The 13,076-nt window shown below is 45.3% G+C and carries 11 protein-coding genes; 8 read left to right on the top strand and 3 right to left on the bottom strand.

The genetic code is table 11. The annotated features are described in order from the left end of the window. Nucleotides 1-6: 6 nt before the first annotated feature. The gene (gene rpsT, locus AACV20_RS01870) at nucleotides 7-267 is read right to left on the bottom strand and encodes a 30S ribosomal protein S20 (RefSeq protein WP_026027444.1); all 261 of its coding nucleotides are present in this window, start codon (nucleotides 265-267) and stop codon (nucleotides 7-9) included. Nucleotides 268-524: 257 nt separating this feature from the next. Between rpsT and murJ the strand changes: the two genes are divergently transcribed. The 6 genes from murJ to ispH all read left to right on the top strand — a co-directional run bounded on the left by murJ (nucleotide 525) and on the right by ispH (nucleotide 8,132). Beyond that, nucleotides 525-2,087 carry a murein biosynthesis integral membrane protein MurJ gene (gene murJ, locus AACV20_RS01865; protein ID WP_026028080.1) on the top strand — a complete coding sequence of 521 codons (1,563 nt, stop codon included), beginning with the start codon at nucleotides 525-527 and terminating at the stop codon, nucleotides 2,085-2,087. A 71-nt stretch (nucleotides 2,088-2,158) separates the two neighbouring features. Next, complete coding sequence (ribF, locus tag AACV20_RS01860; protein WP_026028079.1) at nucleotides 2,159-3,094, top strand: bifunctional riboflavin kinase/FAD synthetase; 936 nt, start codon at nucleotides 2,159-2,161, stop codon at nucleotides 3,092-3,094. Nucleotides 3,095-3,157: 63 nt separating this feature from the next. Continuing rightward, on the top strand, nucleotides 3,158-6,016 hold the full coding sequence (gene ileS / locus AACV20_RS01855) for an isoleucine--tRNA ligase (protein ID WP_170907858.1): 2,859 nt from the start codon (nucleotides 3,158-3,160) through the stop codon (nucleotides 6,014-6,016). Nucleotides 6,017-6,033: 17 nt separating this feature from the next. After that, on the top strand, nucleotides 6,034-6,543 hold the full coding sequence (gene lspA / locus AACV20_RS01850; protein WP_026029102.1) for a signal peptidase II: 510 nt from the start codon (nucleotides 6,034-6,036) through the stop codon (nucleotides 6,541-6,543). A 168-nt stretch (nucleotides 6,544-6,711) separates the two neighbouring features. Further along, complete coding sequence (gene fkpB, locus AACV20_RS01845; RefSeq protein WP_017046295.1) at nucleotides 6,712-7,143, top strand: FKBP-type peptidyl-prolyl cis-trans isomerase; 432 nt, start codon at nucleotides 6,712-6,714, stop codon at nucleotides 7,141-7,143. Nucleotides 7,144-7,169: 26 nt separating this feature from the next. After that, nucleotides 7,170-8,132, top strand: coding sequence for a 4-hydroxy-3-methylbut-2-enyl diphosphate reductase (ispH, locus tag AACV20_RS01840; protein ID WP_017047896.1), 963 nt, complete (start codon nucleotides 7,170-7,172; stop codon nucleotides 8,130-8,132). 95 nt (nucleotides 8,133-8,227) lie between these two features. Here the strand turns inward: ispH and AACV20_RS01835 are convergent, their stop codons facing one another. Next, the gene (locus tag AACV20_RS01835) at nucleotides 8,228-9,712 is read right to left on the bottom strand and encodes a carbon starvation CstA family protein (RefSeq protein WP_017043277.1); all 1,485 of its coding nucleotides are present in this window, start codon (nucleotides 9,710-9,712) and stop codon (nucleotides 8,228-8,230) included. A 243-nt stretch (nucleotides 9,713-9,955) separates the two neighbouring features. On the opposite strand from AACV20_RS01835, the gene AACV20_RS01830 reads away from it, so the two are divergent. Beyond that, the gene (locus tag AACV20_RS01830) at nucleotides 9,956-10,297 is read left to right on the top strand and encodes a DUF2799 domain-containing protein (protein WP_029388330.1); all 342 of its coding nucleotides are present in this window, start codon (nucleotides 9,956-9,958) and stop codon (nucleotides 10,295-10,297) included. A gap of 51 nt (nucleotides 10,298-10,348) precedes the next feature. Next, entirely contained in the window at nucleotides 10,349-12,145 is a 1,797-nt protein-coding gene (locus AACV20_RS01825) for a cation:proton antiporter (protein ID WP_105976598.1), read from the top strand. Here the strand turns inward: AACV20_RS01825 and murQ are convergent. Continuing rightward, complete coding sequence (gene murQ / locus AACV20_RS01820) at nucleotides 12,142-13,071, bottom strand: N-acetylmuramic acid 6-phosphate etherase (protein WP_017048824.1); 930 nt, start codon at nucleotides 13,069-13,071, stop codon at nucleotides 12,142-12,144. The genes AACV20_RS01825 and murQ overlap by 4 nt on opposite strands. Between the last annotated feature and the right edge of the window lie 5 nt (nucleotides 13,072-13,076).

Genomic DNA, 13,076 nt, shown 5'->3' with positions numbered 1-13,076 from the left:
TCTAAATTATAGAGCTTTGATTGCTGCAGCGAAACGAGACTTATGGCGAGCAGCTTTGTTCTTGTGAACAAGACCTTTAGTCGACATACGGTCAAGGATTGGTGTAACTGCAGCAAATGCAGCAGTTGCAGCTTCTTTATCGCCAGCTGCGATAGCTGCGATGGTTTTCTTCATGTAAGTGCGCATCATAGAACGACGGCTAGCATTATGCTGACGACGTTTCTCAGCTTGGATAGCGCGCTTCTTAGCAGATTTACTATTTGCCAAGGGTCTAACTCCCAAAAACTTAGTTCGGTGACAATTTAAGGGCGGGGAATATCCCTTATTTGCTCTCAATTGTCAAATGATTTGTGCAAAAACCGTTCTAGGCCAAACAAATTTTGGTATAGGAAGGTCATCGCGGTTAAGATGCGGGGATTCTAACAGTATTTTTTTTCCAATGCTAATACTTATCTGATCTCGCACTGACATTCCTTATGTGTTGCTGTGGATAATGACGTTTTGGCTTGTTTTTCGAGGTAATAGTGAGCAAACGCCTACTCAAATCTGGCTTGATTGTCAGTGCTATGACGTTGATTTCTCGTGTGTTGGGCCTAGTTCGTGACGTAGTTGTTGCGAATTTGATGGGGGCAGGTGCGAGTGCCGATGTTTTTTTCTTTGCTAATAAAATTCCTAACTTTTTACGTCGGCTATTTGCCGAAGGGGCTTTTTCTCAAGCGTTTGTTCCAGTACTGACCGAATACCATTCATCCGGAGATATCAATAAAACACGCGAACTGATTGCTAAAGCATCTGGCACATTGGGGGTTATTGTCACTTTGGTGACTGTTGTGGGGATCTTATGCTCTGGTGCGGTCACGGCACTGTTTGGGGCTGGTTGGTTTTTAGATTGGCTTAATGATGGTCCTGATGCGCATAAGTTTGAGCTTGCGAGTTTATTATTAAAAATCACTTTTCCTTACTTATGGTTCATCACTTTTGTTGCTTTATCAGGAGCGATTCTCAATACCTTGGGCAAGTTTGCCGTCTCTTCTTTTACCCCTGTATTTTTGAATGTGATGATCATCGGTTGCGCTTGGTTTTTGTCGCCGCACTTACAACAACCGGAAATTGGCTTGGCGATTGGCGTCCTTCTTGGGGGATTGGTCCAGTTTCTATTTCAAATTCCATTTTTGCTCAAAGCAGGTTTATTGGTTTGGCCTCAATGGGGTTGGAATGAACCGGGGGTTGTGAAAATTCGCACTTTGATGTTGCCCGCTCTTTTTGGGGTATCGGTCAGTCAAATTAACTTATTGCTGGACACCTTCATTGCCAGCTTCTTACAAACGGGCTCCATCAGCTGGCTTTACTATTCAGACCGTTTGCTAGAATTTCCGTTAGGCTTATTTGGTATTGCGATCGCTACCGTTATTTTGCCTGCATTATCCCGTAAACATGTTGATGCCCACAGCGAAGGATTTTCGCAAACCATGGATTGGGGTATTCGTATGGTTTGTCTGCTCGGTTTTCCTGCGATGTTAGGCCTGATTGTGTTGGCAAAACCGATGCTTATGGTGCTATTTATGCGAGGTGAGTTTACCCCGAATGATGTCAATCAAACGGCGTTGTCACTCTATGCATTTGGTTTGGGCTTGATCAGTTTTATGCTGATCAAAGTGCTTGCACCAGGGTACTACTCTCGGCAAGACACCAAAACGCCAGTTCGTTATGGCATTATCGCCATGATCTCTAATATGGTCTTCAATGCGCTTTTAGCGTGGCATTTAAGTTATGTTGGTTTGGCGTTAGCTACGTCATTATCTGCTTTTATCAACATGGCACTGCTTTACCGAGGGTTACATGTGCAAGGGGTGTATCAGATCACCCGTAAAACTATTGGTTTTATTATTCGCTTAATGGTGGCCAGCAGTGCGATGGTTGTGGTCATTGTTTGGCAATTGGAAGAAATGTCAACGTGGCTAGAGTGGAGTCTGACACAGAGGGCTACATCATTGGTGATGCTGATCAGTATCGGTGCGGTCAGTTATTTGCTTTGCCTAGCCGTGCTTGGCGTGCGTTTAAAAGACTTAAAAGCGGCGACAGATTAATGGTGATTAGTATATAATCCGTCGGTTTCGCACCTTGCTAATTGAGAACTATAGGTTTTAAGCATTTTCTAATGGAATTGATTCGCGGCATTCACAATATCAAGCCACAGCATCATGGCTGTGTATTAACCATCGGAAACTTTGATGGTGTTCATTTAGGACATCAGCAAGTTTTGAAGCAAGTATCCAAGAAAGCGCAATTATTGGGTTTACCTTCGGTGGTCATGACGTTTGAACCGCAGCCATTAGAATTATTTGCCAAGCACAATGCACCAGCTCGGTTAACTCGATTACGTGATAAATTTGTGCAATTGAATAAGCAGTCGGTTGACAGATTGTTATGTGTGAATTTTAACCAGCACTTTGCTAATTTAACGGCAGAAGCTTTTATTCGTGACTTGTTGGTCGCTCAGTTGGGTGTTAAGTTTCTGGTGATTGGTGATGATTTTTGTTTTGGTAAAAATCGCCAAGGTAATTTCAGTATGCTGCAGCAAGCTGGACAACAGTTTGGTTTTGAGGTGGTAAGTACCCACAGTTTTTGCTTGCAACAACAGCGGGTGAGTAGTACTGCTATTCGTAACGCTTTAGCAAGCGATGACTTAGTGTTAGCTAAGCAGATGCTCGGTCGTGATTACGGTATCAGTGGTCGAGTGTCGCATGGTCAAAAGTTAGGGCGAACCATTGGTTTCCCTACAGCGAACATTCCGCTTAAGCGCTGTGTTTCACCGGTCTCTGGTGTTTACGTCGTCAATGTCTATGGCCTTGATAACTCGCCCATCGGAGGAATTGCCAATATTGGTAATAGGCCAACAGTCAACGGGGTTCGCCAACAACTTGAAGTACACTTGTTTGACTTTCATGCCAATTTATATGGCAAACAGCTAGAAGTGGCACTTTTACATAAGCTTCGAGATGAAAAGAAATTTGAATCTTTTGGAGCGTTAAAGCAACAAATTGAATTGGATGCTGATGCGGCAAGGGTGTGGTTGCATCAGCTAAAGAATTAGTCGGATTATTCCACCGATTAATATCATGTCTAACGTCGCCCAATATAACGGAATTAAGAATCGATGAGTGATTATAAAGATACCCTGAACCTACCTGAAACAGGGTTTCCAATGCGTGGCGATCTGGCTAAACGTGAGCCAGAAATGTTAAAGCGTTGGTATCAAGAAGATCTTTACGGCGAAATCCGTAAAGCCAAAAAAGGCAAAAAATCTTTCGTATTGCACGATGGCCCTCCTTATGCCAACGGTGATATTCATATTGGTCACGCACTGAATAAGATTCTTAAAGACATTATTATCAAATCGAAAACCTTATCTGGTTTTGACGCGCCTTACATCCCAGGTTGGGACTGTCACGGGCTACCTATCGAATTGATGGTAGAGAAAAAAGTCGGCAAACCGGGCCAGAAAGTGACCGCGGCTGAGTTTCGTGAAAAATGCCGTGAATATGCAGCAGGTCAAGTGGAAGGCCAGAAAGAGAGCTTTAAGCGTTTGGGCATCATGGGTGAGTGGGATAAACCTTATCGCACCATGGATTTCGCCACCGAAGCGAACATTATTCGCGCATTGGGTAAAATTGCCGATAAAGGCCACCTGCTGAAAGGTTTCAAACCTGTTCACTGGTGTACTGATTGTGGTTCAGCACTGGCTGAAGCGGAAGTTGAATACAAAGATAAAGTGTCACCTTCGATTGACGTACGATTCAAAGCAGCCGATGAAGCGGCGCTGCTTGAAAAGTTCACGCTCGCGGCTGATCACGCCGGCCACGGTGAAGTGTCGATTGTCATTTGGACAACCACACCTTGGACCTTGCCAGCTAACCGCGCAGTCTGCTTACGTGATGATCTTGAATATGTTTTGCTGCAAATTGAAGCAGACGGTGAACGCTCTGCTGAACGCATTATCGTTGCGTCAGAACTTGCAAAAAGTGTCATGGATCGTGCTGGCATCAGTCATTACCACAACCTTGGTTTTTGCCGAGGCGCAGACCTTGAACTAATGCCTTTTGATCATCCATTTTACGCATTTACTGTGCCTGCGATTTTGGGTGAGCACGTAACTACTGAATCGGGTACTGGTGTCGTTCATACTGCACCTGGTCATGGTCAAGAAGACTTCGTGGTCGGTCAGCAATACGGCCTTGAAGTAGCCAACCCTGTCGGTTCAAACGGCGTATATCTAGCAGACACCGAGCTATTTGCTGGTCAACATGTGTTTAAAGCGAATGACTCTGTACTTGAAGTACTGAAAGAAAAAGGTGCTTTGTTGCACCACCATGCCTACGAGCATAGCTATCCTCATTGCTGGCGTCATAAAACCCCAATCATTTTCCGTGCAACACCACAATGGTTTGTTTCTATGGAGCAAGCCGGTCTGCGCGCCCAAGCTCTAGAATCGATCAAAGGTGTACAGTGGATGCCTGAATGGGGTCAAAGCCGCATCGAAGCAATGATTGAAGGTCGTCCTGAATGGTGTATTTCTCGTCAGCGTACTTGGGGTGTACCGATTGCGCTATTTGTGCATAAAGAGACGGCAGAACTTCATCCTAATAGCCCTGCGCTGATTGAAACAGTGGCGCAATTGGTAGAACAAAAAGGGATTCAAGCGTGGTGGGATGTTGACACTGCTGAGATCTTGGGCGAAGAAGATGCCAAGCATTACGAAAAAGTACTCGATACGCTGGATGTGTGGTTCGACTCTGGTGTGACTCACTACGCCGTTGTTGATAAGCGCGAAGAGTTCAATGGTCACGGTGCAGATCTGTACCTTGAAGGTTCAGATCAGCATCGTGGTTGGTTCCAATCTTCATTGATTTCATCGGTAGCAATGAAAGGTGCTGCGCCTTACAAACAAGTATTGACGCATGGCTTTGTGGTCGATGGTCATGGCCGCAAGATGTCAAAATCAATCGGCAACGTGGTTGCGCCAAAAGATGTCACCAATAAACTGGGTGCAGACATCCTGCGTCTATGGGTTGCATCGACTGATTACACTGGCGAAGTGGCGGTTTCTGACGAAATTCTAAAACGTTCGGCGGATGCTTATCGCCGTATCCGTAATACAGCACGTTTCTTCTTAGCCAACCTCAATGGGTTTAACCCAGCAACGGATATGGTTGCAGCAGACGAGATGGTGTCGCTGGATCGCTGGGCCGTAGGCCGTGCCTTTGCGGCGCAACAAGAAATTGTCAAAGCATATGAAGAGTATAATACGCATGGCGTGATCCAACGCTTGATGCACTTCTGCTCAATTGAAATGGGTTCGTTCTACCTTGATGTGATTAAAGATCGCCAATACACCGCTAAACAAGGTGCACATGCACAGCGTAGCTGTCAAACGGCGCTGTATTACATCGTTGAGGCTTTGGTTCGTTGGATGGCACCGATCATGTCATTTACGGCTGATGAAATTTGGAACGAAATGCCAGCGATGCAAGCTAATGGCGAGCCGCGTGAAAAATTTGTCTTCACGGGTGAGTGGTTTGAAGGTCTGTTTGGGTTAACTGAAGGCGAAGAGTTGAACAATGAATTTTGGGCAGAGATGCAAAAAGTTCGTAGCTCGGTGAACAAGTTGCTTGAAACTGCTCGTAGTGAAAAAATCATTGGTGGCTCATTACAAGCTGAAGTGGTGCTGTTTGCTGATGACGCTTTAGTGGCTCAGTTGAACAAGCTTGAAGATGAACTGCGTTTTGTACTGCTGACATCAAAAGCGATAGTGAAGCCTCTGGCTGAGAAAAGCGATGCGGCACAAGCAACGGAAACTGCAGGTTTGTTTGTGTTGGTGAGCGCAACCGAAGCAGAGAAGTGCGATCGCTGTTGGCATCATACTCCTGACGTTGGCACTATCACTGGTCATGAAACTATTTGTGGCCGTTGTGTGTCGAACGTGGATGGTGAAGGCGAAGTTCGTAAGTTCGCTTAATAATATTGGGATTCAATATGGCAGAGCAGACGCTTACTTGGAAACAATCAGGAGTTCGCTGGCTATGGCTAGCGCTTCTGGTCTTTACCTTTGATGTCGGTATAAAGCTGATGGTCATGGATAACATGGGGTATGGTTGGGCAAATCGCATCGAAGTAATGCCTTTTTTTAACCTACTTTATGTACATAACTATGGTGCGGCATTTAGCTTTTTAGGCGATCAAGCGGGTTGGCAACGTTGGTTGTTTACCGCTATTGCCTTTGCGGTGACGGGGCTCCTCACTTACTGGATGAGTAAGCTGCCTGCGCAAGAGAAGTGGCATAATATCGCTTATGCCATGATTATTGGTGGCGCAATCGGCAACGTGTTTGATCGTATCGTGCACGGTTTTGTGGTTGATTATCTTGATTTCTACTGGGGTAATTATCACTGGCCAGCGTTTAACTTGGCTGACAGTGCCATTTGCCTTGGTGCAGCAATGATTATCCTTGATGGCTTTCGTAAAAAAGACGATGCGCACTCATAATGGCTAAAATAGTTGAATAACCCTAAGCGCTGTCTGTTGATTCAGGTGGCGCTTTTTGTTTACTCTTCATCTCTAAAAATACGGTGGCGATAGGCGTACTAAAAACGGGCATTTTTATGTCGTTATGGATGCCTTGTCTCCACACTAAAATAAATAAAGAGAAATCACGTGACGACAATAAAAGCAAACAGTGCGGTAACCCTACACTTCACCATTAAATTAAAAGATGGCTCTATTGCGGATAGCACTCATAATATGGGCAAACCAGCGAAATTGGTTATTGGTGATGGCAGTCTAAGCGACAATTTTGAGTTGTGCTTAATCGGTCTGAGTGCCGGAGAATCCAAAACCATTGAGTTAAAAGCCGAAGACGCGTTTGGTTTGTCTAACCCAGATAACATCCACCATATGGATCGCGCCAAATTTGCCAGTAATACTGAGGTGGAAGTTGGCACGATTATGGCGTTTAGTGGCCGCGATGGCTTAGAAATTCCTGGTATTATCACCGCTATTGCGGGCGATTCGGTAACGGTTGATTTTAACCACCCACTTGCAGGACAAGATGTCATTTTTGATGTTGAAATTTTGTCTGTAGAATAATTGGCAACTTGCGATAACCCTATTCAATGAGCAATGAAATGAAAATATTGTTAGCCAACCCTCGTGGTTTTTGCGCCGGTGTTGATCGTGCGATCAGCATTGTTGAACGCGCACTTGAGCTGTATCAGCCTCCGATTTATGTACGACATGAAGTGGTGCATAACCGCTTTGTGGTGGAAGGGCTGAAGCAGCGCGGGGCCATTTTTGTTGAGGACTTACACGAAGTACCTGATGACAATATTGTTATCTTTTCTGCTCATGGCGTTTCGCAAGCGGTGAGACTTGAAGCGAAAGCGCGTGCATTAACCGTGTTTGATGCCACTTGCCCTTTGGTGACTAAAGTGCATATGGAAGTGGCTCGAGCCAGTCGCCGTAGTATGGAAGTAGTGTTGATTGGCCATGCAGGTCATCCTGAAGTGGAAGGAACCATGGGTCAATACGCCAGTAAAAAAGGCGGCATGTACTTGGTTGAAAAACCGGAAGATGTTGAATCGCTAAAAGCTATCGTTAAAGATCCGACTAATTTACATTATGTTAGCCAAACCACCTTGTCGGTGGATGAAACAGCCGATGTGATTGATAAATTGCGTGAAGTGTTTCCCGATATTCAGGGACCACGTAAAGATGATATCTGTTACGCGACACAAAACCGCCAAGATGCGGTGCGTCAACTTGCATTAGATGTTGATTTGGTGGTGGTGGTGGGCTCGAAAAACTCATCAAACTCTACGCGTTTAAAAGAATTGGCGGAAAAGATCGGAACGCCGGGTTACTTGATTGATTGCCCTGAAGATATTGATCCAACGTGGTTTGATGGTAAGAAAACCGTTGGCGTCACGGCCGGCGCATCGGCACCCGAAGCATTAGTGAATCAGATCCTAGATCGAATTAAAGAGCTTGGTGCTCAATCGGTTGAAGAAGTGCTTGGACGAGAAGAGAACATGTTTTTTGAAGTGCCCAAAGAGCTGCAAATCAAGCAAATCGACTAGTCAATAAAAAGTATTTGAATTAGACGTACCAATAAAGGAAGAAGGGCTTCCAAATGGAAGCCCTTTTCTATAACGCAAGCGAAGCGCCATTCACACTATGCAGTTTCTGTGACTGCTTTCGGTTTTTCTTCATCGGTAAGTTCGATGTCGCCTTTACCTTTGGAGATTCTAATTACATATATGGTTACGGACAGTGAGAACAAAATACCGGCAATGGTTGATGCTTGCATCGGTAAGCCAAAGCCTAATGCACTGTTATTAAGAATGAAGGTGGCACAAACCGTGGTCATAAACATCGCGGGGATAGTCGCAATCCAATGCAGTTTGTTATGGCGTAGTAAATAGGCGGAAGCGGTCCAAAGCATCATTACTGCTGTGGTTTGGTTGGCAAAACCGAAGTAGCGCCAAATAATACCGAAATCCACTTGAGTGAGAATGGCACCCAAAACAAACAGCGGCAGTGCCATGAACAAGCGATTACGCAGCGTTTTTTGTTCCATATTGAAATATTCAGCTAAGATCAAACGACTAGAGCGAAATGCAGTGTCGCCTGAGGTGATGGGTAGGATAACCACACCCAAGAAGGCGATGATGCCGCCAAATACGCCCAATAAGCCAAAGGATGCGCTGTACACAACGTTACCCGGGCCGCCGTTTTTCACTGCTTCTGATAAACCTTCCAATGAGCCAAAGAAAGAGAGTGCAATCGCACACCAGATAAGTGCGATAATGCCTTCACCAATCATGGCACCGTAAAACACGAAGCGGCCATTTTTTTCATTTTCCATACAGCGAGCCATCAATGGCGATTGAGTTGCATGGAAACCAGAGATAGCACCGCAAGCAATCGTGATAAAGAGCGCTGGCCAAAGTGGTAGGTCGTTCGGGTTCATGTTGCTGAACATGTCGCTCATTTCAAAACCGCCCATCACAGTGTGTTCACTGGAAAGTGCAATCGCGGTCATTAAGCCAACCGACATAAAGATCAACAATGCGCCGAACAGTGGGTAGAAACGGCCGATGATTTTATCGACAGGAACGATGGTGGCGAGAATGTAGTAAGCGAAAATAATCACCACCATTGAGGTCATGCTCACCGTTAGACTCGTTTGCTCGTTAATCAGATTGGTGATCATCCCTGCAGGCGCTGAAACGAAAACAACCCCTACAAGCAGTAGCAGTACAATGGCAAAAATGTTCATAAAATGTTTGGCGCCATTGCCTAGGTAACGGCCAGTAATGGTAGGCACTGAAGCGCCGCCATTGCGTACCGACAACATGCCTGAAAAGTAGTCATGCACCGCACCTGCAAAAATACAGCCGACGACAATCCACAACATTGCTGCAGGACCATAGAGTGCACCCATGATTGGGCCGAAAATTGGGCCTACGCCAGCAATATTAAGCAATTGTACCAAGTAGACTTTTTTGGTCGACATAGGAACATAGTCCACGCCATCACTCATGGTGTGGGCCGGTGTTTTACGGTTCTCGTTAATACCAAATACTTTTTCTACAAAAGCGCCGTAGATAAAGTATCCGGCCAGTAGGGCTGCGACACAGGTAAGAAACCACATCATAGCAATTGTCCTTTATGAATGAATTAAGCTCACTGTGGATAATAAAGGGCTCTGTGACGAGAAACATCTGCTTTTCCAGTGAGCGGCACTATAGCCAGTTAAGTGGCTATTTCACACAATAAGTGGTTTAAGGCTCGTCTCATCATCTGGATCAATAATGCTTTGCTGCTGGGAGGCAATGAGTGGCATCTTACAAGTAATCTGCTAGGCTAATTGAATGAAAATAAGAACTTAAGGACAACAATGAAAAAATTAAGTGTATTGTGCGCTGCTGTGTTGATGGTTGGGTGTGCGGCCTCTGATGCTGAATTAGCACAAAACGGAGATTGGCAACAAATTGGTTATCAAGATGGAGTCACTGGTCATACTCAGCGCAGCTATAAAAAGCTTTCTGAGCTCGGTTCGGTGCAACAAGCCGATTACGAAGCGGGATACGTTAAAGGGCTAAGCGAGTATTGTAACCCCAATTTCGCCTATCAAATTGGATTGTCAGGACTATATTATGAAGGTGCGTGCGAAGGAACCGAGCAAGCACAGCGCTTTCGCATGGAATGGCAACGGGGTTGGAATGAGTTCACTAATTAACCCACCTATTGATGGGTAATCCATTTAAGATATCGCTATTAGAGAAAATATATGCATGAAGAGTTTATTGCTTTAGCTATTGCAGCCATTGGCGTTCTTGGTTTGACGTGCCAGTGGTTAGCATGGAAGTTGCGTCTTCCTGCTATTTTATTTTTATTAATTGCGGGCATTGTCGTTGGTCCGTTGACTGGGTGGTTAGAACCTCAGCAGCTATTGGGAGAATTATTATTCCCTTTGATTTCTCTTGCGGTTGCGGTGATTTTGTTTGAAGGTAGCCTCACACTCAACTTCAAAGATATTCGCGGCGTCAACCACACTGTGTGGAGCATTGTGTCGCTTGGAGCTCTAGTTTCATGGGGAATAACCAGCGTTGCGTCGTATTATTTATTGGACTTTGATTGGTCACTTGCGCTGCTGTTTGGCAGTTTGACCGTAGTTACCGGGCCGACCGTCATAGTACCGCTGCTACGTACCGTGCGGCCAAATGCTCGACTTTCCAATATATTGCGCTGGGAAGGAATACTCATCGACCCGTTGGGTGCACTGTTTGTGGTGATGGTGTATGAGTTTATTATCTCTAGCAGTCAAGCGCATAGCTTATACGTTTTCTCTTTAATTATTGGTGTTGGTTTAAGTATAGGAGCGGCCGCTGGCCAAGCCGTCGCTGTCATATTGAGGCGAGGCATGTTGCCTGAATATTTACAGCCTTTTGCTGTATTGGCTGTGGTACTTGGCGTCTTTTCCGCTTCTAACGCCATCGAGTCAGAGTCTGGCTTACTGACGGTGACGGTGATGGGGATGTGGCTGGCAAATGCTAAAAACGTCAATATTCAGCATATTCTTCATTTCAAAGAAAACCTGACTATTTTGCTAATCACTGGCCTCTTTATCCTTTTGGCTGCACGCATCGAGCTGGCTGATTTCCAAGCATTAGGGTGGAGTGCATTGCTGTTGTTGGTGGTAATGCAGTTAGTTTCCCGTCCGATGTCCATTTTTATTGCAACCGTGCGCAGCTCATTATCTTTCAAAGAGAAAACTTTTTTGGCTTGGGTGGCGCCTCGCGGTATTGTGGCTGCTTCTATTTCTTCTCTATTTGCTATCAAACTGACAGCGGCAGGTGTAGAGGGAGCGACACTATTAGTGCCTTTAACGTTTATGGTCATTATTGGAACGGTGATTTTACAAAGTGCGACGGCGCGTCCTATTGCAATGGCATTGAAGGTGGCAGAACCTGCTCCGCGTGGTTTTTTGATTATTGGTGCGAATGACGTCGCTCGAGCGCTTGGAAAGGCGTTTGCGAAATATGATTGTCGCGTTGTGCTCACCGATTCTAACTGGGACTACATTAGTCAGGCGCGAATGGTGGGGCTAGCCAATTATTATGGTAATCCGATATCAAGCCACGCCGATGAATATTTAGATTTGATTGGTATTGGTCATGTGGTTGCACTTAGCCCTGATAAGCATTTCAATATTATGGCTTGCATGCATTTTCTCAGTGATTTCGGTGAAAAACGCGTATTTTGTTTGAACGATCATGCCAATGATAATAGTAGCGATAAACACAAAGTGGCTCAGGAATATCACGGTTTATCACTTTTTAATGGTGAAGTGAGTTATAAAAAATTAGCCAGTTTGATCAACCAAGGTGCAGACATTAAGCACACAAAACTGAGCGAAAGTTTCACCTACCAAGATTATCTCCAGCAGAACAAAGAACATTTTGTTTTGCCACTGTTTATGGTGAACGTCAAAGGCCGTATCCAGATGCACCATTCTATTCAGGAGTTTTTACCTACGGAAGGTGAAATAGTCGTCTCGTTGATCAAACAGAGCCAGAGCCACTAGTGGCTCTCGTGTTCACTTTCCATTGCCCGGCGAAGAAAACCATCAGACTCAGTCAATTTATCCATAGCTTCTGCATAACTTAACCCCGTCAAGTGCATCAATATCGCTACTTTTACATTGTTGTTGCTTTGGGCTAATAAGTATTCAGCCTCAGCGCGTTCACAGTCGGTTGCTTGCATCACAATTCGCACCGCTCTGGCGATGAGTTTTCGGTTAGTGGCCTTAACATCTACCATTAAATTTTGGTAACTCTTACCAAGACGGATCATGCTAGCGGTGGTGAGCATGTTGAGTACCAGCTTCTGCGCTGTACCTGATTTTAAGCGCGTTGAACCGGTCAGAGCTTCTGGCCCAACGACAGGGCTAATGGCTATTTGAGCCAATTCTGCAATCGGGGAATCCGGGTTACATGATAGGGCAATGGTTGTCGCGCCCAAATCATTAGCATACTCTAAGGCACCGATGACATAAGGCGTTCGCCCACTAGCGGCAATGCCAACAACCACATCTTGATCCGTAAAATGAATGCTTTTGAGATCTTGAATGCCGAGTTCTGCGCAATCTTCCGCCCCTTCTTTAGCACTGAACATGGCCTCTTTCCCACCGGCAATCAAACCAATCACCATCTGATCGCTAACCCCAAATGTTGGAGGGCACTCTGATGCATCAAGAACGCCTAATCGACCACTGGTTCCTGCGCCAATGTAGATTAATCGACCACCATGTTTGAATGCATAGGTAATTCGATCCACGGCTAAGGCGATCTCTGGAAGGACTTTTTCGACGGCCAGCGGAACGTGCTTATCTTGTTGATTGAGCCGTTCTACAATTTCTTGTGCTGATAGTAGGTCAATATCCATTGTGTCAGGGTTGCGACCTTCGGAAATAAGGTGAGAAAGCGCAGAGAGCAGCGCGTCATTAGTCATACCAT

It is taken from the genome of Vibrio sp. B4-6 (assembly GCF_963888245.1).
Taxonomy (GTDB): Bacteria; Pseudomonadota; Gammaproteobacteria; order Enterobacterales; family Vibrionaceae; genus Vibrio; species Vibrio anguillarum.
This window is presented reverse-complemented; position numbering and strand designations above follow the sequence as displayed.